The 25508-nt window shown below is 62.2% G+C and carries 23 protein-coding genes; 9 read left to right on the top strand and 14 right to left on the bottom strand.

Annotation, left to right across the window (positions count from 1 at the left end; translation table 11 throughout):
- Positions 1 to 8: 8 nt before the first annotated feature.
- Both ACVWYF_RS20160 and ACVWYF_RS20155 read right to left on the bottom strand, forming a co-directional pair.
- A complete protein-coding gene (locus tag ACVWYF_RS20160) occupies positions 9 to 1403 on the bottom strand; it encodes a DUF2254 domain-containing protein (RefSeq protein ID WP_457071457.1) in 1395 nt (464 codons plus the stop codon).
- Positions 1404 to 1415: 12 nt separating this feature from the next.
- On the bottom strand, positions 1416 to 1976 hold the full coding sequence (locus tag ACVWYF_RS20155; protein WP_457071455.1) for a DUF2062 domain-containing protein: 561 nt from the start codon (positions 1974 to 1976) through the stop codon (positions 1416 to 1418).
- A 107-nt stretch (positions 1977 to 2083) separates the two neighbouring features.
- Between ACVWYF_RS20155 and ACVWYF_RS20150 the strand changes: the two genes are divergently transcribed.
- From ACVWYF_RS20150 to ACVWYF_RS20130, 5 genes are all read left to right on the top strand, one after another.
- On the top strand, positions 2084 to 3019 hold the full coding sequence (locus ACVWYF_RS20150) for a YihY/virulence factor BrkB family protein (protein ID WP_457071453.1): 936 nt from the start codon (positions 2084 to 2086) through the stop codon (positions 3017 to 3019).
- A gap of 246 nt (positions 3020 to 3265) precedes the next feature.
- Entirely contained in the window at positions 3266 to 4717 is a 1452-nt protein-coding gene (locus ACVWYF_RS20145; protein ID WP_457071451.1) for a DEAD/DEAH box helicase, read from the top strand.
- 174 nt (positions 4718 to 4891) lie between these two features.
- Positions 4892 to 5218, top strand: a complete 327-nt coding sequence (locus tag ACVWYF_RS20140; protein WP_457071449.1) for a low molecular weight protein tyrosine phosphatase family protein — start codon at positions 4892 to 4894, stop codon at positions 5216 to 5218.
- A 28-nt stretch (positions 5219 to 5246) separates the two neighbouring features.
- The gene (locus tag ACVWYF_RS20135; protein ID WP_457071447.1) at positions 5247 to 7541 is read left to right on the top strand and encodes a zinc-dependent peptidase; all 2295 of its coding nucleotides are present in this window, start codon (positions 5247 to 5249) and stop codon (positions 7539 to 7541) included.
- A gap of 141 nt (positions 7542 to 7682) precedes the next feature.
- On the top strand, positions 7683 to 8000 hold the full coding sequence (locus ACVWYF_RS20130) for a hypothetical protein (protein WP_457071445.1): 318 nt from the start codon (positions 7683 to 7685) through the stop codon (positions 7998 to 8000).
- A gap of 110 nt (positions 8001 to 8110) precedes the next feature.
- Here the strand turns inward: ACVWYF_RS20130 and ACVWYF_RS20125 are convergent, their stop codons facing one another.
- Both ACVWYF_RS20125 and ACVWYF_RS20120 read right to left on the bottom strand, forming a co-directional pair.
- A complete protein-coding gene (locus ACVWYF_RS20125) occupies positions 8111 to 9706 on the bottom strand; it encodes an alpha/beta hydrolase (RefSeq protein WP_457071443.1) in 1596 nt (531 codons plus the stop codon).
- 83 nt (positions 9707 to 9789) lie between these two features.
- Positions 9790 to 10833 (bottom strand): fasciclin domain-containing protein, encoded by a 1044-nt coding sequence (locus ACVWYF_RS20120; protein WP_457071441.1) that lies wholly within the window; start codon positions 10831 to 10833, stop codon positions 9790 to 9792.
- A 212-nt stretch (positions 10834 to 11045) separates the two neighbouring features.
- Here ACVWYF_RS20120 and ACVWYF_RS20115 point away from each other — a divergent pair, with 212 nt between their 5' ends.
- Positions 11046 to 11951, top strand: a complete 906-nt coding sequence (locus tag ACVWYF_RS20115; protein ID WP_457071439.1) for a hypothetical protein — start codon at positions 11046 to 11048, stop codon at positions 11949 to 11951.
- Between the two features lie 81 nt (positions 11952 to 12032).
- Here the strand turns inward: ACVWYF_RS20115 and ACVWYF_RS20110 are convergent, their stop codons facing one another.
- From ACVWYF_RS20110 to ACVWYF_RS20070, 9 genes are all read right to left on the bottom strand, one after another.
- Positions 12033 to 12755: a pirin family protein gene (locus tag ACVWYF_RS20110; protein WP_457071437.1), complete on the bottom strand. Its 723-nt coding sequence runs from the start codon at positions 12753 to 12755 to the stop codon at positions 12033 to 12035.
- 191 nt (positions 12756 to 12946) lie between these two features.
- The gene (locus ACVWYF_RS20105) at positions 12947 to 13780 is read right to left on the bottom strand and encodes a helix-turn-helix domain-containing protein (RefSeq protein ID WP_457071435.1); all 834 of its coding nucleotides are present in this window, start codon (positions 13778 to 13780) and stop codon (positions 12947 to 12949) included.
- Between the two features lie 154 nt (positions 13781 to 13934).
- Entirely contained in the window at positions 13935 to 14765 is an 831-nt protein-coding gene (locus ACVWYF_RS20100; RefSeq protein ID WP_457071433.1) for a hypothetical protein, read from the bottom strand.
- 19 nt (positions 14766 to 14784) lie between these two features.
- Entirely contained in the window at positions 14785 to 15525 is a 741-nt protein-coding gene (locus ACVWYF_RS20095) for a hypothetical protein (RefSeq protein ID WP_457071431.1), read from the bottom strand.
- A 182-nt stretch (positions 15526 to 15707) separates the two neighbouring features.
- On the bottom strand, positions 15708 to 16382 hold the full coding sequence (locus ACVWYF_RS20090) for a DUF2306 domain-containing protein (RefSeq protein ID WP_457071428.1): 675 nt from the start codon (positions 16380 to 16382) through the stop codon (positions 15708 to 15710).
- Between the two features lie 19 nt (positions 16383 to 16401).
- On the bottom strand, positions 16402 to 16749 hold the full coding sequence (locus ACVWYF_RS20085; protein WP_457071426.1) for a DUF5615 family PIN-like protein: 348 nt from the start codon (positions 16747 to 16749) through the stop codon (positions 16402 to 16404).
- Complete coding sequence (locus ACVWYF_RS20080) at positions 16746 to 16979, bottom strand: DUF433 domain-containing protein (protein ID WP_457071424.1); 234 nt, start codon at positions 16977 to 16979, stop codon at positions 16746 to 16748. The genes ACVWYF_RS20085 and ACVWYF_RS20080 overlap by 4 nt, the downstream gene beginning before the upstream one ends.
- A gap of 31 nt (positions 16980 to 17010) precedes the next feature.
- The gene (gene recQ / locus ACVWYF_RS20075; protein WP_457071422.1) at positions 17011 to 19263 is read right to left on the bottom strand and encodes a DNA helicase RecQ; all 2253 of its coding nucleotides are present in this window, start codon (positions 19261 to 19263) and stop codon (positions 17011 to 17013) included.
- A gap of 70 nt (positions 19264 to 19333) precedes the next feature.
- Positions 19334 to 20509: a THUMP domain-containing class I SAM-dependent RNA methyltransferase gene (locus tag ACVWYF_RS20070; protein WP_457071420.1), complete on the bottom strand. Its 1176-nt coding sequence runs from the start codon at positions 20507 to 20509 to the stop codon at positions 19334 to 19336.
- Positions 20510 to 20635: 126 nt separating this feature from the next.
- Between ACVWYF_RS20070 and ACVWYF_RS20065 the strand changes: the two genes are divergently transcribed.
- A complete protein-coding gene (locus ACVWYF_RS20065) occupies positions 20636 to 22036 on the top strand; it encodes a sugar MFS transporter (RefSeq protein WP_457071417.1) in 1401 nt (466 codons plus the stop codon).
- A 99-nt stretch (positions 22037 to 22135) separates the two neighbouring features.
- Here ACVWYF_RS20065 and ACVWYF_RS20060 read toward each other — a convergent pair whose 3' ends face one another.
- Positions 22136 to 23233, bottom strand: a complete 1098-nt coding sequence (locus ACVWYF_RS20060) for a pectate lyase family protein (protein ID WP_457071415.1) — start codon at positions 23231 to 23233, stop codon at positions 22136 to 22138.
- Between the two features lie 526 nt (positions 23234 to 23759).
- Between ACVWYF_RS20060 and ACVWYF_RS20055 the strand changes: the two genes are divergently transcribed.
- Both ACVWYF_RS20055 and murB read left to right on the top strand, forming a co-directional pair.
- Entirely contained in the window at positions 23760 to 24320 is a 561-nt protein-coding gene (locus ACVWYF_RS20055) for a hypothetical protein (protein ID WP_457071413.1), read from the top strand.
- Positions 24321 to 24439: 119 nt separating this feature from the next.
- Positions 24440 to 25492: a UDP-N-acetylmuramate dehydrogenase gene (gene murB / locus ACVWYF_RS20050; protein WP_457071677.1), complete on the top strand. Its 1053-nt coding sequence runs from the start codon at positions 24440 to 24442 to the stop codon at positions 25490 to 25492.
- Positions 25493 to 25508 lie beyond the last annotated feature (16 nt).

The raw sequence follows: 25508 nt of genomic DNA, 5'->3' as shown, positions 1-25508 counted from the left end.
GTGGGCCATCACTGCCAGGCGGCGCTCAGCTCCGCGTGGGTGGCCTCCACTTGCTGACGCTCGTAGGCGTGGGGTAGGGTGGCCAGAGCATTGGTCAGAAGCAGGCCGGCCTGCTCGCGCAGAATGCGGCGGCGCTCGGGCACGGCCGTCTGGCCGCCGATGAGGGCCAGGGCGCACAGCATCCGGCGCAGCACGGCCGGGTTGGTGAGGGCGTTGGCCCGAATTAAATCAAAAGCCAGGCGGATGTAGTCGTCGAAATCGGGCACTTTCACCAGTACGCGCAGGTGCCGGCCGTCGGAGCGCAGGGGGTTGGGGAAGTCGCGCCGGGCCAGCCGGCCGCCCAGCTCGCCCAGGTAATCAATGGCCATGATAGCCGTGGTAGTATCATTCACGGCCGGCGAGAGGGCCTTGAGCGCCACATCGACCAGCTGCTGGAGGCCGAAGGCCACATCCTGGGCCGGGTTGCGGTGCCGGCCAATGCCCACGTAGCGCATCAGGTCGTCGGGCCAGTCGGCGGGGGTTTGGGCGGCATCGGGGGCTTCGGCGCGCTCCATGCCGGCCCGCACGCTGAACAGCGGCTGGCCCTCGCCCACAAAGCCGCCCACCGCCACGTTGAGGCGCACCACGGTGCGGTGCTGCTGCGCCCAGCGCAAGAGGCCGTCGGCATCGACGCGCTGGAGGTAGCCGGCCGTGTCGGACGGCACCGCGTGCCAGCCGTGCCGGGCCACGAAGGCCTGGGCCGCTGCCTGCTCGGCCTCGGGCACGGGCTGGCCAATGCGGTCCGGGAAAAGGGCCTCAATCTCCGCCTCGGTTTCAAGGGCGATGGTGCGCAGCAGGGTGCCGGTTTGCAGCGCCTCGGCTACGTGATGCACGAAATACACCAGCGCGCCCACGCCGCCCAGCGCCAGCACCAGGGCCAGCAGCACGGCCGTGGTGGGCACAAACTGCGACAACCCCACCTGATGGCCGCCCACCACCGAGCGAATGGTGCCCAGCACCACCAGGCAGTAGGTGAACACGCTCACGAAATAGCCCAGCACCACCTGGTTCACCCGGTCGCGCATGAAATTGCGCAGCGCCCGGGGCGAATATTGGTTGCTGACCTGCCCCAGGGCCGCCAGCAGCAGCGAAAACGTGAGCGCGGCCACCGTGAGCATGGAGCCCGCAATGGCCGACAGCATCCCGCTGGCCCCGCCCGCATCAATGCCAAACAGCAGCGGGAGCCGCCGCAGGCCCTGCACGCTGCTGGCCTGGTCGAACTGCACCACGCCGTAGGCCAGCCCGAACGAGGCCAGCACCATGAGGGCGGGCACGAACCAGAGCGACTCGCGCAGCGGCTGCCGCGCCTGCCGCAGGTAAAACGCAAGGGATGGATGGAGCCAGCGGCCAGCGAGACGAGACATAAGGCGGGCTGATTAGGCTTGTACTTCCGTTTCGACGGTCAGCGTTGTCGCCTGTTGCGCCAGCACCCGCCGAAATACCGCCCGCAGCACGAAATACAGCACGGCCACCAGCGGCACCATGGCTACGGCCCACAGCAGCAGCGCGCCCAGCTCGGCGCGCCACAGGAGTTTGCCCACGGCCTGCCAGCCCTCGCGGTCGATGAGCTGGCGCAGGCTGGAGATGGTGAGGTGCGCCACTTTATCGCCCTGGCCCATGATGGTGGCTCCGGCGCGCAGAAACGGAATGAGCAGAGCCAGCTGAAAAAACGTCATCAGGTGGGTGGCCAACTGCATGGCGGCCACGTTGAGGCGCAGGCGCAGGGCCACGGCCGCGCTCAGCACCGTGGTAATGCCCAGCACGGGCACCAGCCCGGCGGCCGCGCCCAGGCCCACGGTGAGGGCCAGCTTCTCGGGCGAGAGGCCGGTTTTGAGCAGGTCCAGCAGCGGGTCGAAGACGCGGCGGCGCAGCCAGGAGCGCGGCGGCAGGGCGGGCGGGACTGCCGGCGGTGGCAATTGGGTTTCGGAAGGCGACATACAGAAAAATAACGGGGCCGAAAGCCGGGCCGCACAGCAGCCCGTATCTTCGTCGGGGGGCCTGCTTCTTTACGGCTACGCGCCAGAATGTTGCCCCACGGGTATTTATGACAAAGTTAGATTCCCCGGTCGAGTTGCCGGGTCCGTGGTGGCGCGAGTTGCCCATCTTGCTGCACCGTGCCGCCCGCGAGCTGGGCCAGAACGACCCGCTACGGCTGGGCGCGGCCACGGCGTTTTTCACCTCGTTTGCCCTGCCGCCGATCCTCATCATCCTGGTGCAGCTGCTGAGCTCGCTCTACCCCTCGTCCATCGTGCGGGTAATGCTGCTGGGCAAGGTCAGCAACCTGGTGGGAGCCCCGGCGGCGGGGCTGGTGTCGCAGATTGTGATGAACGTGGCCGACCCCATGCGCAGCCGGCTGGTGACGTGGGCGGGCTTCGCGTTTCTGTTGTTCGTGGCCACCACGCTGTTCACCATCATCCAGCATTCGCTCAACCAGCTCTGGCAAGTGCGGCCCAAGCGGGGCGCGGGCAAGGTGTCGCAGGCCGTGGGCGAACGGTTGCGCTCGGGCGGCGTGCTGCTGGCCACGGCGGTGCTCACCCTGCTGGCCTTCGGGGCCGATGCCGCCCTGAGCCTGTTTGCCGAAAGCATCCGCGACTTCGATGCCACCTTCACCTACTTTATCGTGCGCGGGCTCAATGCCGTCATCGCCTGGTTGATTCTGGCGGCCTGGTTCGGCGTCACCTTCCGCACCCTGAGCCTGGCCAAAGTGCCCTGGCGGGCCGTCACGCGCGGGGCGGCGCTCACGGCCTTGCTCATCAGCCTGGGCGAAGTGGTGCTGGGCCAATTGCTGGTAGCCCGCGATTTGGGGCCGGTGTACGGGCCGGCCTCCAGCCTGGTGCTGGTGCTGCTGTTCGTGTTCTACTGCGCCATGATATTCTACTTCGGGGCGGCGTTCACGAAGGCCTATGCCCACCGCATTGGGTTGGATATCCGGCCCAAGAAGTCGGCCGTGCGCTACCGGCTGGTGAACGTGGAGGAGTAGGACGGCGGGGGCTCCCCACTGCCTTCGGCACCATGCGCCGGGGGCTCCGGGGAGTCCGCGCGGCCTTCGGCACCTTGTGCCGGAAGCTCCGGGGAGTCCGCACTGCTTATGTCACCGCGTGCCAAGTGCTCCGGGGGCTCCGCACTGCTCCCAACTCAAGGTGACGGCAGCAGTGGGGGATTTTTGGTGGGGTGCCTTGGAAAAGCGCAGCAGCGCCCTCCTTGCCCCAAGCCGTACCTTTGCCCCGTGCAAACTCCTGATACCTCCGCCGCTGCCGGCGCTTCGCCGGCCCAGCCCACCCCCAAGCCCAACCTCCAATTCGCCGATTTCGGCCTCTCCCCCGCCCTGCTGGCCGGCGTGGCCGAGCTGAATTTCACCCAGCCCACCCCCGTGCAGCAGCTGGTGCTGGCCCCCGCCCTCGAAGGGCAGGACGTGGCCGGCCAGGCCCCCACAGGCTCGGGCAAAACCGCCGCCTACGGCCTGGCCCTGTTGCAGCAGGTCGACGTGACCTCGGCCACCATGCAGGCCCTGGTGCTGGTGCCCGCCCGCGAGCTGGTGATGCAGGTGCGCGACGCCCTGCGCAGCCTCGGCAAGCACCTACCCAACCTGCGCGTGGCCGGCTACTACGGCGGCCACGCCATGCGCGAAGAAGTGAAGGGCATGCAGCAGATGCCCCACGTAGTGGTGGCCACGCCCGGCCGCATGCTCGACCACCTGGAGCGCCGCACCATCGTGCCGAACCGCCTGAAAGTGCTGGTGCTGGACGAGGCCGACAAGCTGCTGGAGCTGGGTTTTCAGGAAGAAATGGCCACCATCATCAGCCGCCTGCCGCAGCGCCGCCAGACGCTCCTGTTCTCGGCCACCATGCCCGATAAGGTACTGAACCTGGTGCGCGAATACCTCACCCGCCCCCGGGTGATGAACGTGGGCGGCTCCAACGCCACCACCCTGCCCGAAAGCCTGGTGCTGCGCGGCCACGTCGTGAGCGCCGCCGACCAGAAGCCCGCCGCCCTCTACCACCTCATCAGCCAGCCCACCGCCGGCCGCTCCCTCGTGTTCGCCAACACCCGCGACCGGGTGGAGGAGCTCACCCGCTTCCTGCGCGGCCGGGGCCTGGCCGCCGAAGCCCTGCACGGCAAAATGCTCCAGCCCGAGCGCGACAAGTCCATGATGAAGCTGCGCAACGGCTCGGCCACCGTACTCGTCGCCACCGACGTAGCCGCCCGGGGCCTCGACGTGAACGAGCTCGACACGGTGGTGCAGTTCGACCCGCCCCACGAAACCGACACCTTCCAGCATCGCGCCGGCCGCACCGCCCGCGCCGGGGCCGTGGGCACCGCCCACCTCATCGTGACGCCCTTCGAGCAGGAAAAAATCAAGAACTGGCCCGCCGCCAGCACCGTGCAGTGGGCCGGCCTGCGCCCGCCGGCCCTGCCCGCCGCCGCCCCCAAAGCCCCTCGCCCCAGCACCGTCACGCTGCACGTATCGGCCGGCAAGAGCGAGAAAATCAGCCGGGGCGACCTCGCCGGGGCCTTCGTAAGCGTGGGCGGCCTGGAGCGCGACGCCGTGGGCCGCATCGAGGTCTTCGACCACCACAGCTTCGTGGCCGTGCCCGAGGCGCTGGCCGAGGAGGTGCTGGCCCGCATGCAGGGTGCGAAAGTGAAAGGCAAGAAGGTGAAAGTGGCGCTGATTCGGTAAGCCGATTTCCTCCTGGTTATTGATAGAACGTCATGCTGAGCGCAGCCGAAGCATCTCGCGTGCAATGGTATTCCAATCGCAAGAAAAGGATTACTACCCCACTCGAGATGCTTCGGCTCCGCTCAGCATGACGTGCTTTCACCAGCTACTTCCCAGCTACGCGGCCCCCACACCATGCGTCTCCTCTTCATCTGCAGCCAGAATAAGTGGCGCAGCCTCACCGCCGAGCGGCTCTTTGACGACCACCCGCACCACGAGGCCCGCTCGGCCGGCACCGAGCCGGGGGCCAGGGTGCGCGTCACGGCCGGCCACCTGGGCTGGGCCGAAATCATCTTTGTGATGGAGCGCCGCCACGCCGACCGCCTGCGTGAAAAATTCGGGCCCGAGCTGCACGACAAAACCGTGGTCACGCTGCGCATTCCGGATAAATACCCGTTTCAGGACCCCACGCTGGTGGCCCTGCTGCGCGAGAAGCTGGCGGCGCATTTGCCGCTACTTTAGCAGTTCCTTTTCACCCTACCCCTTTTATATGCCAGCACGGATACTGGTTCTTGTGGTCGTTTTTGCGTTCCTTTCCTCCCACCTCCGGGCGCAGGTGTTCGAGCCCGGCCTGCTGGTGCGCAGCAACGGCGACACGCTGCGCGGTGAGATTGAAAATGGGTTTTGGGTGGAGCCGCCCACGACCATCCGCTTTCGGACGGCCATGGGCAGTGCCAGCCAGCTATTCAAGCCGCGTCAATTACGCGCGGTGAGCTTCACCGGCGGCCGGTACTACCGCTATAAAGCATTGCCCATCGACCGCGCCGCCGAAACCCGGCTGGACCATTTGCCCCGGGGCTACAGACCGGCCATTCACACCGATTCGTTGCTGGCGGAGGTGCTGCTCGATGGCCCTTGTTCGTTGTACCGTGTGGGCACTTCGGGCACCATTCACTACGTGATGCAACTCGTCGACCAACCGGCTCTCGACCTGAGTGAGCGGCAATACCTCCGGCTGGAGCCCACCGGGACGCTGGCGATTACCAATGGCAACAACTACCTCAATTCGCTGCCGCTCTACTTTAAAGAGTGCCCAGCCGCCCAAAAAATGGCCGGAGTGGCCGCATTCACCCCCGAAGCGCTGGTGGCCGTGGCGCAGGCCTATAACCAACAATGCACCCTCGCCGGCCGGGCCGGCCGCAGCTGGCTGGGACAGGCAACCCCGCGCCGCAAAGTGGCGTTTCGGGGCGGGGTGCTGGCCGGCGTGCGTTACAACCGCATCGAAAAGAACCACAATGCCTACGCCGACAGGGCATGCACCGACTGCCAGGGCCATGCCTTTGGAGGCCTCTATTCCGAGTTGTTTCTACCCAATCGGGCCGCCTCGGTGTACGGCGAATTAAGCATAAGTGCCTTTCGGGGCCGGGGCGAGCAGTTGGCAGGATACGCAAGTGGGTCCAACCAAGCGGCGATTTATACTGATTATGACTTTAAGGCACTGCTCGGTACGGCCCGCGTTGGCGTTCGCTACTACTTTCTGCTGCCGCGCGAGCAACGGCTATTTCTGGGATTTGGCCTGGAGCTGAACCACGTATGGAACCCCACCGTGACCGCCAATACGGGGACCGGGGTGGCCCCCGCGCCTGCCGAGTTCGCCTTCGCTGTCACCACGCTCCTACCCAACCTTTCCATGGGCTGGCAGTGCAAACGAACCACCGTATTTCTGGATGGCCAAGGCTACAGCAGCAACGGCCGGGACGGTTTGAGTAGTGCCTTCTTTGGCAGCAACTTTGCCCTGCGCCTGGGCGTGGGCTACCAATTGGGCCACAACCCCGACGTGAGCAAAGCGCCTTCCACCCCCCAGAAAGTAGGCCAACCAAGGCAGGTTGTTTTCGGTATAGCTTTCATGCCCTACCTGATTTGCCTGGCCGTGCTGGCAGCCATTATCTACGCTTTTTACCAATACGCCACCGCCGATTCGCGACGCCGCACGGCTGCGCTGGCGCAGGAATTTCCCGCCGCTTGGCGACAGATTTTATCCGAGCAGGTGGCCTTTTACCTGGCCCTGACGGATGCCGAAAAAATTCGTTTCGAGAAGCAGACGCAGGTTTTCCTGGCCAGCACCCGCATCACCGGCGTGCAGACGGCGGTGGACGACAACACGCGCCTGCTGGTGGCCGCCTCGGCCCTCATTCCAGTGTTTGGCTTTCCCGATTGGGAATACCACAACCTGGGCGAAGTCCTCATCGTGCCCGATGCCTGGCAGCTGGACAACGACCCCACCAAAGAAGTAAAGCCATTGCAGGGCACGCTGCTGGGCTCGGTGCAGGGCTTCCAGAACCAGCACTACATGCGCCTCTCCAAAGCCTCGCTGGAACAGGGTTTCCGCGACGCGATGGACCGCCAGAACGTGGGCATTCACGAGTTTGTGCACCTGCTCGATGAGGCCGATGGCGTGATTGACGGCTTGCCCAAAGCCGCCCTGTCGCCCGATTTGCTGCCCCAATGGGCGGCCGTCATGCAGCGCGAAATTGCGGCCATTCAGGCCGGCAAATCGGAAATAAACCCCTATGCCGCCACCAACGAGGCCGAGTTTTTCGCCGTGGTCACCGAATACTTTTTCGAGAAGCCCGAGAGCCTCCAGCAGTACCACCCCGAGCTGTACGAGCTGCTCACCCAAGCCTTTCGCCAGAAACCCAAGCAGCGCTTCCTGCGCTTCGCCACCGACCCGCGCGAGTGGCTCAAAACCCTGCGCAGCCTTCGCAAATTCGGCCGCAATGCACCCTGTCCCTGCGGCAGCGGCCGGAAGTACAAGGACTGCCACCTGGCCCACGCAACCGCTTAAGAGCCATTTGGATTGAGTTGCAATGCAGTCGGCACGGTGTAAAAGCGGGTATTTGCATCGCTGCACCGTACCGGCAATTAATTCAAACAGTCGCCTAGTATCTGAAAGCCAAGCAATAACACCCTACCCACCCAGCGTACTGTGATGCTTAGGCTTGGGCTTGCTGGTGAACGTTTTCTGCGAGTGCTTGCGATTGTCGAGACGGTCTTCTTTCCGAATGAATCCGGGTTTTCTGTTCATGCTGCCATCGGCGCGCACCGTGCCGGTGCGCTCGGCCCGTTCGTCTTCGCGCAGCATTTTGGCACTTACTTTTCCTTCCTTTCGCAGCATTTTGCCGCCATTCTCGGTGGTTTTGCCTCCTTGCTGCGCGTGGGCGGCAAAGCTGATACCTGCCAGGCCCAACAGGCCAGCTACAATGAATCGAGGAAAATGGCGCATCAGAAACAGGCGGAGAAGTGATTCGATGGCAGTTGTACGCGGTGCGCGGCCGGGTGGCTGACTCGGGGCCACCCCGGCCGGTCCTGCCACTTCCCTTCCCCCCAAAATTAACTTTTCCTCAACGGCCGGGGCTATTTACTTCCCTGCTGCAACACCCAGTCGCGCACGGCAGTCAGCACCACGGGCGCAATCACGGGGTCGACCGTGCCATCTTCGGCGGCAATGCGTTCGGCGGCGGGCGTCTGGAACCAGTGGTTGAGGCCCGGCAGCCGGCGCGCGCTGACGCGCTTGTTGCCTTTGAGGCCTTTTTCCAGGGCCGTCAGGTTGGTGGCGGCGTTCACTTCGGCATCATCGGTGCCATTGAGCAGCAGCACGGGGCACTGCACATCGGTGAGGGCAAGTTGGGGGTCGAATTTCAGGTAGTAGCGGTACCAGGGCGTGAGCAGGTCATTGGCGCGGGCGCGGGCCAGGGCGGGGTCTTGGTCGGGGTAGCGCTGGCGCAGCATGTTCACCACAATGGCCTGGGCTTGGTCGTTGCTGGCCGTCTGGCGCACAATTTCCAGCATGGTCCGCCGGAATTTGAGGGTGGCTTCCATCTGTTTGCGCTCCTCGCTCCTGATTTTGAGGCGCTGCTGTGATACATAGGTTTCTACCTGCGCCGAATTGGAGCCGCTGGTTCGCAGCTTGGCGGCCTTGGCCAGCACATCGGCCCAAGCTTGGCGGCGGGCTGCGCCGATGCGGGCCGTGTCGGCGGCGCTCACCGGCTCGGCCTGGCCGGCCAGCAGGTCCAGGCCCACCAAACCAGACGCCGCCAGCGCCACCACAAAGCCGGGCGGCACGGGCTGTGCCGCCGCCAGCAGGGCCACGTTGCCGCCCTCGCCGTGCCCGATGAGGCCGGTGCGGGCCGGGTCGATGCTCGGCCGCACGCGCAGGTAGCTGAGGCCAGCCTGGGCATCGCGCACTAGGTCAGCAGTGGTAGCCAGGGAGCCAGTGCCACCACTCTGGCCCACGCCCCGGTCGTCGAGCCGGAGCACGGCAATGCCTTGGCGGGCCAACGCGGCGGCGATATCGGCAAAAAAGCGGTAGCTGCCCTGCCGCGAGTCCCGGTCCTGGCTGCCCATGTCGGTGAGCAGCACGGCGGCCGGAAACGGCCCAGCCCCGTCCGGAATGCTGAGTGTGCCCGCCAGCGCCACGTTGCCGGGCTGGCTGGTCAGGCTCACGGCTTCGATGTGGTAGGTGGTGGCTTTCCCGGCCACTGTTTTCTCCGCGCTCACCGCGCCGGGGCCGTTGGGGTTGGCACGTTGCAGCACCAAGGGCACCCGCAGGCCGGGCTGCGACCATACGCCGCGCAGCTCCTGTCCGGCCTCGCCGGTCTGGATGCACACAAAGCGGCAATCCACGGTAGCGGCGTAGAAGATGAGCGTATCGCCCCGCAGCGTGAGTGAGGCCGGCACCTTGTTCAGGCGCTTGGCGGGCAGGTCGAGGGTGGCAATCAGCTTGTTGGCCCCCGGCTGAATAATGCTGATTTGGACAGGTAGTTTCCCGCCGGGAATGGACAGCGGCCCCTGCCAGCTACCGGCCAGGCCGGGCATACCGGCCGCCGCCGTTGGCTGGTGCGCCGCCGAGTCGGGGCGGATGGGCGCACTGGTTTGCGCCAGCACCGCCGCCGGCCACAGTCCCATTGCAATTACCAACTTTCCCGCGCTGCGGAGAAACGTCCGAGTCATATCAATTTAAAGCAACCTCCTTGCCGCATCATCTGCAGTAACCGGGCATCCTGGGCGAACAAGACGACCATGCCAGCAGTCTCCTATTGGGGCAGCAACACGCGGTCAATCACATGCACCACGCCGTTGGTGCATTGCACGTCGGGAATCACCATGTTGGCGGGCACGGTGTTTTTGGCCCCTTTCACGGTGATTACGCCGTTGGTGAAAGCGCCCAATTGCAGCGGGCTGAGGCCCAACGGCAACACCGCCGTGTTTTCGGGCAGCTCCGGGGTAAATTTATTGCCGAACGTGCCCGCCGTATTACCAGCCAGCACATGGTTCAGCAGAATAGTTCTAAGGCCATCAACTTGGCTCACCGTCATCGCGTTGATGGCGGCTACGCTGGGAATACCGGCATCGATAAAAGCTTGGTCAGTGGGTGCGAAAACCGTGAAAGGCCCGGCCCCCGATAGCGCCCCATCCAACCCGCATTTCACCACGGCAGCTACCAGAAACGTCAGTTCCGGCTTCACAAACACCTGGCCGGTTTGCAGCGCAATGGCCGACTGCACCACGTTGCCGCCCGTGGCCAGCAGCACTTTATCAATGGGGTGAATCAATCCGTTGACGGCCTTTACGTCGGTACCCAGAATTTTTGAGCCGTTCACATATAACGTGCCGTCGGCCCGCCGAATGATGCGCCGCGTAGGCGTTACTGACTGGATTGCCGGGGTGGTTGCAGTGGCCGGAGTGGGTTTGGTTGCGAATGCCCCTGGCGACATACTGCCCGGCGTGAGCGCACCGCCCGCCAACGAGCCACTGAAGACGTGATAATAAAGCGTGTTTTGCAAAAACGACTGTTGCAGCGCCCCCAAATCTTGGGCCGTGTTGAGGCCAAGCCGGCTGAAAGCTGCATTGGTAGGGGCAAATACCGTGTAGTTGCCCTGCGGGTCGTTCGGGTTTTTGTTGCCAAGCAATATGGCCACGTCGCCGCGAATAGCGGCATCTTCCAACTCCTGAAAATCAGGGTTGGTAACGGCAATATTCGTGATGGACGGGTCTACTTCTTTATTCTTGGCGCAGCCATTTAAGACCAAAAGACCTAATGCCAGCAATCCGGCTTTGACGGGAAAATATTTTTTCATCGGGTAAATTATTGTTTTTATCGGGCTGACAAGTGCGTTCAACTCAAATCGCTGAATATAAACGGTTTTATAAAGCCAGCGGATTGCACTAAGGTAAATCCGTTCCCCCAAACTCACCCGTAGATTGCGTCAAAGTAGGGTGTTTGAGCTGTTTTTGTTCGGCCTTTTTCAATCCGTTCCTTCTTTATCGAAATTCTTTATTTATTGCTTTTATGCAAAATTTTTCTACACTGTTTTGTAGTGTTCTTCTTGTTGCCGGCGTTGCTACCACCGCGCAGGCCCAGAGCCTGGTGAGTGGTTTTATGGCGGGCAAGGGCCATGGCTCTGTGGTGGTGTCGGGCACGGCCGAGCGCTACACCGATGTGTACCTGGCCCCCGAAAAAATCTCCGGTGTGCCAGTTTTTCAGGAGGTGCGCGTCAATTCCCTCAACCTATATGGCACCTATGGCCTCTCCGATAAGATTGATGCCATTGTCAGCCTGCCCTACATTCAGTCGAAAGGCCGCGCCCCGGGGGCGGTAATTGATAACCTGAACTCCTACTACTCCACGCAGGGCTACACCAACGTGCGGCAGGGCCTGCAGGACCTCACCGCGCTACTAAAGTTTAAGTCTTACAGCCGCGAAATTGGTGGCAGCATCCTCGACCTGCTGGGCGTGGTGAGCTTCAGCACCCCGGTGAGCGACTACCAGACCAACACTGGCTACGGCTACATCATTGCCATCGGCAACCGGGCCACCAAGTACACGGCCGCCGGCGTGGCGCACCTCAAAACCAGCTCGGGCGTGTTTGCCACGGCCCAGGTGGGTTACAGCCTGCGCACCGGCGAGGTACCCGATGCCTTCGTGGGCGAGGCCAAGCTGGGTTACGCCGGCCCCAAAGTATACCTGGAGGGCAACGCATCTTTCCAGGAGTCGAACGGCGGCACCGACATCGCGGCCCAGAATTTCACCGGCTTTTTCCCCTCCACCCGCGTCAACTACATTCGCCTGGGAGCCAGCGCCTACCGCCCCATCACCCAGGGCTTCGGCCTGACGCTGGGGGCCAACACCTACGTGGCCGGCCGCAACATCGGCAAATCGACCGGCTACTCGGCCGGTATCACGTACAACTTCTAGCCAATCAGGCGGATTCCTGCCCACGAAAAAGCCCCAGGGCCGGAATATTTCCGGCCCTGGGGGCTTTTTCGGGTAGTACTGCTAGTAGTTCGACTCCGAGGAAGGCAGGTCAATCAGAATAAACTGCGCATCCTGGGCGGCGCGGATTTGCACCACGTCATCGTCAGTCATGCGGGCCTGGTCGTTGGGGCCGAACTCCGTGCCATTCACGAAAATGGTGCCCTGCTTTACGTAAATGAAAGTGAAGCGAATGGGAAAGGTTTTGAATTCAATCTCCTTGCCCTCATCCAGGTTCGACCAGTAAATGGTGCTGTTGGAATTCATATACACCACGTCTTCCAGCACTTTCTGGCCGGTCACGAGGGGCACTAGTTCGTTCTTCTTACCGCTGGTGAAGCCCAGGTCCTTCTGCTCGTAGCTGGGGGCCAGGCCCTTCTGGCCGGGGATAAACCACAGCTGATAGAGGTGCAGGGGCTTGTCCTGGCGGTTGAACTCGGAATGGGCCAGGCCGGTGCCGGCAGTCATGCGCTGCACCTCGCCGGCCTTGATTGTCGTTTTGTTGCCCATCGTGTCCTGGTGCGTGATTTCGCCATCGAGCACCAGCGTCACGATTTCCATTTCGGAGTGCGGATGCTGGGGAAAGCCCGACTGGGCCGCCACATTATCATCGTTGAACACGCGCAGCGGCCCAAAGTGCATGTTGGCGCGGTCGAAATAATCGGCAAACGAAAACAGGAAGTAGCTGCTGAGCCAGGCCGCAGGAGCAGCGTGGTGGCGGTCGGCGGCGGAAACGTATTTGAGCATAGCTGGGGGGCAATAGAATATGGCGTGCCTCCCATACGCGCGGGCCGGGCCGGAAGTTGGCCTTTTGCCTGAAACCAGAACGTCATGCTGAGCGCAGCCGAAGCATCTCTACCGCGCAACTAATTAATTTTAGTATTGCGGTAGAGATGCTTCGGCTGCGCTCAGCATGACGTTCTGCATGCCAAGGTGACCTACGCCTTTCTCAGCAGGGCCACCTGCTGTTGCAGGTCGAGCACGAGGCTGGCCACGCGCTCCAGCGAGAGCTCGGCAATCGGGAACGTGCTGCTGATGTAGCTTTTGGCTTCCCAGATTTCGAGCACATCGTCGGCCTTCACGTCATAGGGCGTGAAGTTTGGGTTATCGGAATGGAGCACGAACATGGCCCCGGAGCGCATCTTGTTGAAGACGCGCTTGAACACGATGCCGTCGCGGGAGCTCACCACAATGCAGGGCGTGCCGTCCTTGATGCTGGTCCATTCCTCCACGTAGCGGCCCACAATGACGGTGCCGCTGGCAATGGGCAGCATCGAATCGCCGGCGATTTCGAAGGCGCGGTAGGTACCCGTTTGCGAGAGCATGGGCAGGCGGAACTTGGGCAGCACCTCCAGGTATTCGCGGTCGGCGTAGCCGTTGAGGTAGCCGGCGGCGGCCTTTTGGGGTACCAGCTCGATGTTCTCGTTCTGGTCCTTGTCCACGGTGAAAGCTAGGACGCGGAGCCGGCCGCCAGCAGCGGGCGTGGGCGGCTCGGGGTTGTCGTCGGCGTCGGCCCCGGGCGCGTTGGGGTCGGGTGCGGGCAGCGAACCAATGATTTTGGTGTTCTTTTTCTTGCTGAAATCGGTGGTTACGAGCTGGTCGAGCGTGATGCCGAACAGCCGGGCCATGTTGACGAGCGTGGCGAGGCGGGGCTCGGCGCGGCCTTCTTCGTAGGCACCCACCAGAGAACGTTTGATGCCGAGCTTCTCGGCCATCTGGGCTTGGGTAAGGGCCAGCTCGCGCCGGCAAAACTTAAGGTTGGTATTAATCATGGGGAGGGCAGCGGCCGGGAACGGCGTTGGCTTAACGCGGATTCGGCTGGTGAAGTTAGCAACACAAGCGCGAAGTTACTAATTCACTTAGCTAATAATTTTCTGCCCACCACTTTAGCGAAGAGCAGTTTGTCGTCATCCGCTGCGGCTGGCATTACAGGCTGAGCGAGGGCTTGGGCGATTTGGCCCACCATTCGTCGTTTTCCCAAGCTTCGTTCCAGCCCAAGCGGGCCATGTGAGGATTCACCGCATCGACGCGGTCGCCGAGGCCCAGCTTTTCGAGCGCCTGCGGCACCACAGCACCGTAGAAATTGGCAAACGCAACCGGTCGGTGCTGGCCGGTAATGTTGCTTACGTGGCTACCGCGAAAGAGCAGCCCGCAGCCTTTAGTGGGATTCATTACCCCATCAAGGACAGAAGCTTGGTTGAGGCGGCCGTGGGCATCGTAATAAAAATCGAGTAATGCTTCGCCCACATAATTGCCCGCGCCCTTGGTAGCAGGGTCTTCGCGCAGCACAAACCGCCCCACGGCTGTGAAAGCCCGCGCCGTAGAGTCGGGAGCATCCACATACATCGAATTGGTAAATGGAACGATGCTGCGCACGGTGATGGTGCCGGTGAAGGGCGTGATGACCTTTTTGTAGCGGTCGAGCCCGGTTAAGCGGAACACATTAGGCTGGGCCAGGTCACGCTCAACATTACTGAAATAAAAGGAAATACGGTAGGGCGTGGTGCCAAAGAAGCCTTCCATGGCCGATTGAGCCGCCGTGCCCTCTTCCCGGTTGGCCCAGAGCGGGGCCAGGTCGTATTGGCGAAGCATAGCCAACATAGCCGGCGATAGAGAATCGGTGGCAGCGGACTGCGCCGCTGTTGCGGGCTGCTGCACCGGCGCAACAGCAACCGGCGCAGTGGCAATGGGCGGCGAACCCTGCTGGCAAGCGGTAGCCGCCGCAGCCAGCAGCAGAATCAGGCATTGGGTTTTCATGGCTGGAAAGGAAATAGTTCTACAGGCTCAGTTTGGGCTTGGGCGAGTCGGCCCACCATTCGTCGTTTTCCCACAGCTCATTCCAGCCCAGTTTGGCGTATTTGGGGTTGATTTCCCCACCCCGGTCGCCGATGCCGAAGTCTTTTAGAACGTCGGGTGCCGCTGCAAAAACGTCATCTGCTACTACAAAACGTTTGATTTGCCGGGTACTCTGGTTGCGGCGTGCCCCGCGCATTAGCATTGCACTGCCCCGGGCGGGCTCATTTTCGGTAAGCGCCGGTGCCCCAGCGTAGCCAATGTGCTGGCCGGGAGCCGTGTAAAAATTCAGGGCAACCTCGCCTTCAAACACCCCACTATTTTCGGCAATTTCCTCCTGAATCTGCAACTGCGCTCGCAGGCTGTAGAATTGCGCCTTGCTTACCGCCCTATCGTAAATGGCCTGCGCGGTGTCGCCGGGCATCAAGTCGTCGTGCGCTGGGTAAAAACTGCCGTCATTGGGTAAATAATACACCTCGGCATCCGAAATCTGCCGGACGGTGATGATACCCGTGAAGGGCCGCACATTTTTACGGTAACGGCATTTACCCCGCACATGGTACACTTCCGGATGTCGCGGGTCGCGGTGCGCCTCGGTAATTGCCAGCGCGAAGCGGTAATGTTCAGGCCCGAAAAATCCTTGCAGCGTCGGATTGTCTTTCCGCTCTTTGGTATCTCCCTTCCATAGCTTGGCCAGGTCATATTCGCGCAGCAAGCCAAGCATGGGGCGCGAAAGCGTATCAGTCGCCGAGAACAGTACGGGAAGCGGCTTTTCGGCTTCGGCAGGGACTGAAATTGCTACGGGAGCTGATTCAGTCGCTTTGCTGACAGTGCTGGTGCTGGTAGATTTTTGCTGCTGGCAGCCTGCCAGCATCCCAACCAACATAAACGGGTAAAGCACCTTTTTCATGCCGCCAATTTACTCCGCAAATCCGGCATAAACTCCCGCAGAAAATACCGTCCCAGCCCAGCTTCCAGCAGCAATTCAACCAGCACCAAATTACCCACCCACGAAAGCCACGTCACGGTCAGATACGTCTCAATCGGCTTGGTTTCGAACACGTAGTACATCACGTAGCTCTCGCCGCGCAGGGACAGGGCGGCCAGCGTCACGGCGTAGGAGCGCAGCATCCACTCGACGTGCAGGCTCCACTGGCGCTGGCGGGCGGCCTGGTAGGCGCGCCAGGTGCAGAGCCACCACACCACGCATTGCAGCAAGAAGCCGACCTGCGCGGCCAGCCCGCCATTGGCAAAGCGCGCCAGAATGAGGCCCGACGGGGCCGCCAGCGCCAATATGCCGATTATATAGAACTTGCCCAACTGCCGGTGCAGCCCCGGCCCGCGCCGCGCCAGCACCGGCAGAAACTGGAGCAGCCCCGCCACCAGCACCAGCAGACTGGTGGTGATGTGGACGTAGAAACCGGCCCGAAACACGGGGTTGTCGTTGGTTTCGTCGCTCTTGGTGGTGAGGAAGTGGATTCCCTTCTCGAAGGTGTAGTAGGGCAGCGTTTTGGTGAGCATCAGGCCAGCGAAAGCGGCGATGAGCAGGGCCGCGAGGGCGAGAAGCAGGCGACGCGGCATAAGTGGCAAAAATATTGGTTCAGAGTGGGCGAATGCGGATTTTATGTACGCCAACCGTTGTAAAAGCCCCTGTCAAGTCGGGCAAACGAGTACGCATTAGTTCCAGCAACGTAGCCAGCAACGCCGCAGTATCCCGAAAATGATAACGCAGAAAAATCACGCTAATATCACGGATGCCGTGTGCAAAAACCCATTCGCCGAAGTCCTTATCTTCCGTCAAAATAATTTGGGGTAGATTACGGGAAAGCTGAATAATGGCCTCATCCGACATGCTGCGGTGTGATTCATATACCGAGGCGACCACATAGCCCGCCGCCCGTAAGGCCGCGATTATACCGTGGTCAATGTTTTCGTCGGCCAGAATCACGCCGCCAGCCCAATAATCTCTTCCCTAGCCAGCACTGCTGTAGCATAAGCTAAAGCCGCTTGAATATCTGCTACTTCAAGTTGCGGGTACATGCGTAGCAAGTCATCGGGCGTTGCGCCTTCCGATAGTTTGCGCAGCAATGACTCAACGGTAAGCCGGGTGCCCCGCACAACGGGCTTGCCCAGCATTACCTCATGGCTGGCAGTAATGCGCGTTATGGAATCAGACATTAGCTTGAGGGGAATGGGTGGTGAACCAGATTTACTGCCCGCGCAACCGCTTGTGGTACAGCGCGGCCATGCGCAGCTGGAAGTAGTCGTATTTCTCGCGCAGGTGGTCGAAGAGGTCGCGCAGGGTGGGGTCGCCGCCGAGCTGGGCGCGGGCGGTGAAGATTTCGGCCAGCTCGGCATCGGAGGTGAAGTCGTGAATGCGCAGCTCGCGGCCTTTGGCGTAGGCGTTGTAGAGGTGGGTTTTCACGGTACTCAGGGCCAGGCCGCGGCGCTCGGAAATATCCTCCGGCGTGAGGCCCATCTGGTGGAACTGGATGGTGGCATCCTCGGAGTCGCTCACGGGCTTTTCGGCAGTGGCCACGGTGGCCGCGGTGGTGCGGGGGCGCGGCTCGTTGAACATGCTATCCGAATCGGACGGTACGTACTGGCCGCCGCCGCCGTGCTCCAGAATAAGGCGAATGAAGGACTCGCCGTAGGTTTCGAATTTCTTCATGCCCACGCCCGAAATGCCCAGCATGCCCACGCGGCTCACGGGCCGTTCGGCGGCCATTTCCTGGAGCGTAGCATCGGAGAACACCACGTAGGGCGGCACGCCCTGCTCGTCGGCAATCTGCTTGCGGAGCTTGCGCAGCTTGTCGAACAGTTGCGCTTCGGGCGTGCCGAAGGCGGCCGCAGCAGTAGCGTTGGCGGCTTTTTTGCCGGCGCGGGTGGGCTTTTCGGCCTTCTCGCTGGGCTGGAATTTCTTGAGCGGCAGCGCGAGCTGGCCCTTCAATACTTCGTGGCCGCGCTCGGTGATTTTCAGGGCATAGCCTTCCTCGTAGGCGATGTAGAACAGGCCGTCGTTCAGCATTTGATGCACGTAGCTGTACCAGTCGAGGTAGGGCAGGTCGGAGCCGGCACCGTAGGTTTTTATCTGGTCGTAGCCGCCTTGCAGCACGGCCTGGTTGCGCATGCCGCGCAGCACGTCAATCAGCAGGCCCACGCTGAGGCGCTCGCGGCTGCGGAATACGGCGGAGAGGGCTTTTTGGGCAATGAGTGTGCCGTCAAAGGTGGTGGGCGGGTTGCGGCAAATGTCGCAATTGCCGCAGTCCTGGGGCAGGGTTTCGGAGAAGTAGTTGAGCAGGATTTTGCGGCGACAACTGGCGGCTTCCGCAAACTGCTGCATGCGTTCCAGCTTGGCCGTATTCAGCTGGGCCTGGCGGGCGGGCACGTCCTTGGTCACCATCTCGCGCATCTGCATCACATCGGCGAAGCTGTAGAACAGGATGGCCGTCGAGGGCGCGCCATCGCGGCCGGCGCGGCCGATTTCCTGGTAGTAACCCTCAATGTTTTTGGGCAGGTTGTAGTGCATTACCCAGCGCACGTTGCTCTTGTCGATGCCCATGCCGAAGGCGATGGTGGCCACAATCACCTGAATATCATCCTGCAAGAAAGCTTCCTGGGCCTTGCCGCGCTGCAAAGGCGTGAGGCCGGCGTGGTAGTGCGCGGCTTTGATGCCCTTGGCGATGAGCTTGCCGGAGATGGTTTCGCAGGTTTTGCGCGAGAGGCAGTAGATGATGCCGGGGTCCTCGGGGTGGCGACCGATGTAGTCGATGACAGAGCCAACCCGGTCCTGGCCGGGGCGCACGTTGAGGTTGATGTTGGGCCGGTCGAAGCTGGACAGGAACACCTTGGGCTCGCGCAAATTGAGCTGGGTGATGATGTCGCGCTTGGTGAGGCGGTCGGCCGTAGCCGTGAGGGCGATGATGGGCGTGTTGGGGAAATGCGTCCGTAGCTGGCCCAGCTGGGTGTATTCGGGCCGGAAATCGTGGCCCCAGCTCGAAATACAGTGCGCCTCATCAATAGCAAACAGGCTGATATTAACCCGGTTCAGAAACTGCATAAACCCGTCGCTCAGCAGCTTCTCGGGGCTCACGTAGAGCAGCTTGAGGTAGCCGCCCGTAGCGGCGCGGGCAATGTCGTTGGCCTCGTTCTGACCCACGCTGCTGTTGATGTAGGCGGCGGCGATGCCGTTGGCTTTCAGGGCTTCCACCTGGTCCTTCATCAGGGCAATCAATGGCGAAACCACGATGCAGGTGCCCTCGGAAACCACGGCCGGAATCTGGAAGCACACCGACTTTCCGCCGCCGGTGGGCATGAGCACGACGGTGTCTTTGCCGGCCAGGATGTGCTGGATAATATCGCCCTGCATGGGGCGGAAATTGTCGTAGCCGTAGTACCGTTTCAGGGCCTGGCGGGCGGTTTGCAGCAGGTCGGGTTTGGCGGTAGTAAGGGTATCGGACATGAGACGCGGAGTAAGAAGATAAAATAACGACACGGGCCGGGAAGTTCCAATCAGCCCCCGGCCTCCGACTTTATACTTGCGGCGCGTCGGCGGGCTTCGGCTCGCGCTTGGAACCCCGGTACAGCTCATACTTCAGCAGCCGGCAGTCAATCGGCCCGTTAAACAGCGGCACGCGCCGCGCCGGCTTCAGCCCAATGCTCTTGGCCGCCTCCAGATTTCCGGTAAACACAAAGGCTTCGTACCCCTGAAAATTCGTTTTTAACGAGTCCCCAATCGTCTTGTAAAGCGCCGTCATTTCGGCCTCCTCCCCTATTCGCTCGCCGTAGGGCGGGTTCATCAGCACAATTCCCGGCTCCTCTTTAGCTGGAGCCGCGGCATCCTTCACATCACGCACCGACAACTTAATGTAGTCCTCCAGGCCGGCAGCGGTGATGTTGGCCGCCGCCATGTCAATGACGCGGGGGTCGAGGTCGGAGCCGGCGAGGTAAGCCTGGGGCTCTTCGAGGCGCTGGGCTTTGGCTTCTTCCCGCACCTGATTCCAGAGCTCCGGGTCGAAGTCGTACCAGTTTTCGAAGCCGAACTTGCCCTGGTGGAACAGGCCGGGCGCGATGCGCTGACTAATGAGGCCGGCCTCGGTGAGAATGGTGGCCGAGCCGCACATGGGGTCGATGAGGGGCTTCTTGCCATCCCAGCCCGAAAGCAGGACCAGGCCGGCGGCCAGCACCTCGTTCAGGGGGGCCTCGTTGGTGTGCTGGCGGTAGCCGCGGCGGTGCAGCGAGTCGCCGGCCGCGTCAAGACTCAGGATGACTTCATTTTCCGTCATGCGCAGGTGCAGGCGGATATCGGGGGTGCGGGTGTCGATGCTGGGCCGCTCGCCGGTGCGGGCCCGGAACTGGTCCACGATGGCATCCTTCGTGAGCTGGGCCACGAAGAGCGAGTGCTCGAAGGTGGAGCGGTTCACCACGGGCGTGATGGCGAAGGTTTGGCCGGGGCCGATGAAGTCCTGCCAGTCGATGCGGCTTACTTCGCGGTACAGGGCCTTTTCATCGGCGGCATGGAAGGCGGCGAAGGGCCGCAGCAGTCGCATGGACAGGCGGCTCCAAAGGGCCGCTTCGTAGAGCAGGCGATGGTCGCCGATGAACTCGACGGCGCGGCTGCCGACGTGGGTGATGTCGGCCCCGAGGGCGTAGAGCTCGTCGGCGAGCAGTTCTTCCAGGCCGAACTGGGTGGTGGCGGTGAGGTGCATAAAGTAGCGCGGACTTTTAGTCCGCGTCCGCAAAGGTCGGCAGAAAGTGTAGCGCATGCTTTAGCTTGCGCCATCAAACCCGTCACATTCCCACTGGGCGCAAGCTGAAGCATGCGCTACGCTCCTATGGCCCTCGCTCCTTCCTCCGCTCCCACCATCAGCGCCGCCGTGCCCGCTCGCTCCTACGCCGGCCCCATGGTGCTGATGACCACCCTGTTCTTCCTGTTCGGGGCCGTCACCAACTTTAACGATGTGCTCATGCCCTACCTCAAGGACGTGTGCCAGCTCACCGATTTGCAGTCCTCGGCGGTGCAATCGGCGTTTTTCGGGGCCTACTTTCTCATGTCGCTGCCCGCCGGCTGGGTGCTGAAGAAGCTAGGCTACCAGCGCGGCATCGTGGTGGGCCTGCTGGTGATGGCGGGCGGCGCGCTACTCTTCATCCCGGCGGCCGACTCGCGGGCGTTTGCGCTGTTTCTCACGGCGCTGGCTACGCTGGGCGCGGGCATTACGCTGCTGCAAGTAGCGGCCAATCCTTATGTGAGCATCCTGGGGCCGGCGCGGGGCGCGGCGGCGCGGGTGAGCGTGGTGGGCGTGGCCAATAATTTCGGTGGGGCGCTCTCGCCGCTGGTGGGCGGGCTGGTGCTGTTCGGCGGCTCGGTGGCACTCAAGGCCCGGCTGGCGGCCCTGCCGCTGGCCGAACGGCTGGCCGAAGAGTCGCAGCTCGTGAAAGGCCCGTACGTGGGCCTGGCCGTATTTCTGGTACTGCTGGCGGCGCTGTTTTTCTTCCTGGTGAAGCTGCCCGACATTGAAGGCATTCCCGAAGAAGCCGCTGAAGAGGCCCGGCCAATGGCGGCCGGACGCACCTCAGCGCTGGCATTTCCGCATCTGGTGCTGGGCATTGCAGCCATTTTTGTCTATGTCGGGGTTGAGGTTGGACTCGGTTCATTTCTCATTCGCTACGGCGAGTCGCAGGGCATCCGGCAGCTGTCGGCCTTCACCCAAAGCCTGGTGCAGGGCCTGAACGTGGCCACCAACTACGCCTTGGTGCTGTTCGGCAAGGAGCCTTCGGCCATCGATACCACCGTGGGCTTTACTAAGGCGGTCGGCGCGGTGCTGGTGTCGTCGTACTGGTTTGGCTCGCTGGTGGGACGGGTCATTGGCATTCCGCTGCTGCTCAAATTCCACAACCGGGTGCTACTAGTGGCGGTGTGCGCGGCCGGCACGGCGCTGGTGGGCGCGAGCATCCTGAGCACGGGCGAAACCGCGCTCTGGCTCATCGTGCTCTGCGGGCTGATGAACTCCATTATGTGGCCCGTGATTTTCCCGCTGGCCATCACCGGGCTCGGGCCGTTCACCAAGCAGGGCTCTTCGTACCTGATTATGGCCATCGTGGGCGGGGCGCTCATTCCGCCGCTCATGGGCTGGCTGGCCACGCACGGCGGCGGGCTGCGGGTGGCGTTTGTGGTGCCGGCGCTGTGCTACATGTACCTGCTGTTTTACGCCGTGAGCGGCTACCGGGTGCGGTAGGGCGCATGACCTCTCGGCTTGGCTGGCGGGCAAAAAAAGGACCATCTTCAGCGAAGATGGTCCCGAAACGATTAAGCGAAGCGGCTAAAAAGGGCGCACCTAAATGCCGCTGGTGGTGCAGGCGTTGCCCCCGGCCGTGGCCCCCGCCGAGGCGGTGACCGTCGATTTTACGCTGCTGGCGCTCAGCACGGTAAGCGTGTAAGGCGGCGTGAAGGCCGTTTTGCCATTGCCAGCCCGCGTGCCGGTGGTCGAGGTGAAAATATTGCCGGTTTCCTGCACGGCCGTCGAGTTGTTCTCGTACAGGTCAATCGGGTTATTTACGCTCTCAAAAACGTTGTTCTGTATTAGCAGGTTGGCCTCGAAGCCCGCGCGGATGCAGGTATTGCTCACCGGACTGTTGAAGTAGCTGTTCACGATGTGCAATTTGCCGAAGCGGACGCGCGGCATCCGCTCTACGCAGCCGGGGGCCCACCAGCAGCGGGCAAACGTGATGTTGAGTTTGCCCCGGTCGCCGGTGGCCCCGTCCGACGAGCCAATCAGGTTGCAGTAGCGGTGGTCGTTGGCTCCGCCGGAGCCCCCGGCGCGGGGGGCTTTCAGGTAGGTAAACTTCGTCCAGGCCACGGTGATGTAGTTCGAGGTATTTTTAATGTCGAGGTTGCCATCCATGCCGTCCCGGAATTCGCAGTGGTCGACCCACAGGTTGGTGCAGGCGTCCAGCGTGCAGTTGTCATTGCCGTCCACGTCGTAGGCCCCCGGCCCATCGAAAATCAGGTTGCGGATGATGATATTACTGCACCGTTTCACGTACAGGATGCCCGAGCCGGCCTGGGTTTGGTCGGTCGAAACCAGCCGGGCCCCGGCGGTACCGAAGAGGGTTTTGCCGCTCTGGTCCTGAAAATTAATCTTGCCCGCCGACGGGATGGTAATCGTGCCGTTCACTTGCACCACTTTTACCGCCGCGTTCTCAATAGCGGCTTTGAGCTGCGCGTAGGTCGTCACAACCGTGGCCGTGGCCGTACCGCCACCCACGGTGCCGCCATTTTGCGAAGCCCAGCCCTGTGCCCCGCAGCTAGTAGCATCGGCTGATTTCTGCGCGGTTAGCTCAGCGGTGGGGGTAGGAGAAGTGCTTTCGCAGCCGGTAAGCAACGAGAGCATCGCCACGAAAGACGTGGCGGATAGAAAGGTGTTTTTCATCATGATGTAATTAATTTGGTTGGGTAGGGCAACACTCCAGAAATTATTTTCATCGTGCTAGAAAGGGTTAGGTTGGAAACTGCTAACCACTTGGCTAGCTGGCCGCTCAAATGTAGCTTTGTTATCCCTCCAGGGATTATAATACATGCATAAAACTATGCAATCGTTGCCGGGAACGTTAACGGCATCGATTGCGTAGATTCGGACTGAAATTTGCTGCAAAATCGTTTGCGCATTCTGGCTTGCATCGGCAGTGCCAAAGGCCGGAGAAAGTGGGCCGCGCCAGCCCATCCAACGCCTTACTTGGCACTGAAATAAAGAACAATGCGGTCGAACTCCCGGCACGCTCCAACCAAGTATTGGGAAGTACTGCCAGCCCGCGACGGTCCGAACCGGAACAAGCAGTGGATAGCTTTGGCGGAGCCGTGCTGCGCCAAGGGCACCGGTTGTTTTAGGCACTAAGTGGGTGCTGCTTCCGTTGAAGGCTCACTGGCCAAACCCGTATCATTAACCCGACACCTTGTTTTTCATGAAAAAATCTCCGCTTATCCCCGTTCTTTTTGTGCTGGCCCTGCTGCTGGGCACCGTCGGCTGCAAGAAGATTCTGGACCTGCTCACTTTTCAGATTAACGACTCTACTACGTTCCAGCTGCCGGCCACTGGGCCGGCGCCAGGGCCGTTGCCCAACCCAGTGCTCACGCTGCCGGGTGTCACGGTCAACTCCACGGCCAACAGCACTTACCAGAACAATAACACGGCGGCCGACTACGTGCAGGACGTAACCCTCGACCGCCTGGCTCTGACGGTGACCGACCCAGCCGGCCAGAATTTCGACTTCGTGAAAAGCATTAGCATTTCCATTGCCTCCGATGCGGCCGGCACCAACAAAGTGCTGCTGGCCTCCCTCAACCCCGTGCCCACGGGCCAGACCACCATCGAGCTAACTCCCGCAAATCAGAAGCTGGATGTGTTTCTGCGCGGCGGCTCCTACACGTTGTTTACCACCGTCGAGTTTACGCAACTGGGCCTGCGCCAAGCCACCACCGTACGTGCCGACTCGCGCTTCAACGTGAAGGCTAACCCGAAATAGCGCCGTACCGTGGACTCTGCGAGTCCGCGCGTGAATTCATTGACCGACAACTGCCCAGGCCCCTCACGCGCGGACTCTGCAGAGTCCACGATACATTGGCCGCTACCTTTGCGGCCATGATGCCGACCCTCGAAGAAAACGTCTCCCTCCGCCCCTACAACACCTTTGGCCTTGATGTGCAGGCCCGCTACTTCGCCCGCTTCGCCTCGGCCGATGCGCTGCGCCAGCTCGTGCAGCTGCCCCAGGTGCAGGCTGCCGAAAAGCTCATTCTCGGCGGAGGCTCCAACCTGCTCTTTACTCAGGATTTCCAGGGCGTGGTGCTCAAAAATGAGATTTGCGGGCTGGAAATCCTCTCCGAAGATGGCGAGGACGGCACGGCCCTCGTCCGCGCCGGGGCCGGCGAGAGCTGGCACGGCCTCGTCGAATACGCCCTCGACCAAGGCCTGAGCGGCATCGAAAACCTTTCGCTCATTCCCGGCACCGTGGGCGCGGCCCCCCTCCAGAACATCGGGGCCTACGGAGCCGAGCTGCGCGACACCTTCGACCACCTGGAGACCGTAGAAATCGGTACCGGCGAGGGGCGCGTGTTCACGGCCGGCGAGTGCGGTTTCGGCTACCGCGAAAGCGTGTTCAAGAACGTGCTCAAGGGCCAGTTCGTAGTCACGGCCGTGGTGCTGCGCCTGCACCGCCAGGCCCGGCCCGCCGGGTACGCACCCAACGTGCGCTACGGGGCCATCACCGAAACACTGGCGGAAATGGGGATTGAGGGCGAGCCGACCCCGCAGGACGTGAGTCGCGCGGTGGTCCATATTCGCCGCAGCAAGCTGCCCGACCCGGCCGAAATCGGCAACGCCGGCTCCTTCTTCAAAAACCCTGAAATATCCCAGGCCCGGTTCGACCACCTCCAAAGCCAGTACCCTGAGCTGCCCGGCTACCCCGTGCCCGGCGGCGTGAAGGTGCCCGCCGGCTGGCTCATCGAGCAGGCCGGCTGGAAGGGCCTGCGGCGCGGCCCCGGCGCGGGCACCCACGGCGTACACGCCCGGCAGGCCCTGGTGCTGGTGAACCACGGCGGGGCCACCGGCAGCGAGGTGCGCCAGCTGGCCGAGGAGATAATCGCGTCCGTTCGCCAGCAGTTCGGCATCGAGCTACACCCGGAAGTTAATATTTTGTGATTGAATAGCACACTTG

Source organism: Hymenobacter sp. UYAg731 (assembly GCF_054061335.1).
This window is presented reverse-complemented; position numbering and strand designations above follow the sequence as displayed.

What these genes read in the sequence shown, in the direction of transcription:
- ACVWYF_RS20100 (WP_457071433.1), bottom strand. Translation starts at nt 14,765, where the DNA reads ATGAAAACCCAATGCCTGATTCTGCTGCTGGCTGCGGCGGCTACCGCT.
- ACVWYF_RS20125 (WP_457071443.1), bottom strand. Translation starts at nt 9,706, where the DNA reads ATGACTCGGACGTTTCTCCGCAGCGCGGGAAAGTTGGTAATTGCAATG.
- ACVWYF_RS20055 (WP_457071413.1), top strand. Translation starts at nt 23,760, where the DNA reads ATGAAAAAATCTCCGCTTATCCCCGTTCTTTTTGTGCTGGCCCTGCTG.
- ACVWYF_RS20115 (WP_457071439.1), top strand. Translation starts at nt 11,046, where the DNA reads ATGCAAAATTTTTCTACACTGTTTTGTAGTGTTCTTCTTGTTGCCGGC.
- murB (WP_457071677.1), top strand. Translation starts at nt 24,440, where the DNA reads ATGCCGACCCTCGAAGAAAACGTCTCCCTCCGCCCCTACAACACCTTT.
- ACVWYF_RS20060 (WP_457071415.1), bottom strand. Translation starts at nt 23,233, where the DNA reads ATGATGAAAAACACCTTTCTATCCGCCACGTCTTTCGTGGCGATGCTC.
- ACVWYF_RS20160 (WP_457071457.1), bottom strand. Translation starts at nt 1,403, where the DNA reads ATGTCTCGTCTCGCTGGCCGCTGGCTCCATCCATCCCTTGCGTTTTAC.
- ACVWYF_RS20090 (WP_457071428.1), bottom strand. Translation starts at nt 16,382, where the DNA reads ATGCCGCGTCGCCTGCTTCTCGCCCTCGCGGCCCTGCTCATCGCCGCT.
- ACVWYF_RS20150 (WP_457071453.1), top strand. Translation starts at nt 2,084, where the DNA reads ATGACAAAGTTAGATTCCCCGGTCGAGTTGCCGGGTCCGTGGTGGCGC.
- ACVWYF_RS20095 (WP_457071431.1), bottom strand. Translation starts at nt 15,525, where the DNA reads ATGCTTGGCTTGCTGCGCGAATATGACCTGGCCAAGCTATGGAAGGGA.
- ACVWYF_RS20155 (WP_457071455.1), bottom strand. Translation starts at nt 1,976, where the DNA reads ATGTCGCCTTCCGAAACCCAATTGCCACCGCCGGCAGTCCCGCCCGCC.
- recQ (WP_457071422.1), bottom strand. Translation starts at nt 19,263, where the DNA reads ATGTCCGATACCCTTACTACCGCCAAACCCGACCTGCTGCAAACCGCC.
- ACVWYF_RS20120 (WP_457071441.1), bottom strand. Translation starts at nt 10,833, where the DNA reads ATGAAAAAATATTTTCCCGTCAAAGCCGGATTGCTGGCATTAGGTCTT.
- ACVWYF_RS20110 (WP_457071437.1), bottom strand. Translation starts at nt 12,755, where the DNA reads ATGCTCAAATACGTTTCCGCCGCCGACCGCCACCACGCTGCTCCTGCG.
- ACVWYF_RS20140 (WP_457071449.1), top strand. Translation starts at nt 4,892, where the DNA reads ATGCGTCTCCTCTTCATCTGCAGCCAGAATAAGTGGCGCAGCCTCACC.
- ACVWYF_RS20070 (WP_457071420.1), bottom strand. Translation starts at nt 20,509, where the DNA reads ATGCACCTCACCGCCACCACCCAGTTCGGCCTGGAAGAACTGCTCGCC.
- ACVWYF_RS20080 (WP_457071424.1), bottom strand. Translation starts at nt 16,979, where the DNA reads ATGTCTGATTCCATAACGCGCATTACTGCCAGCCATGAGGTAATGCTG.
- ACVWYF_RS20135 (WP_457071447.1), top strand. Translation starts at nt 5,247, where the DNA reads ATGCCAGCACGGATACTGGTTCTTGTGGTCGTTTTTGCGTTCCTTTCC.
- ACVWYF_RS20065 (WP_457071417.1), top strand. Translation starts at nt 20,636, where the DNA reads ATGGCCCTCGCTCCTTCCTCCGCTCCCACCATCAGCGCCGCCGTGCCC.
- ACVWYF_RS20105 (WP_457071435.1), bottom strand. Translation starts at nt 13,780, where the DNA reads ATGATTAATACCAACCTTAAGTTTTGCCGGCGCGAGCTGGCCCTTACC.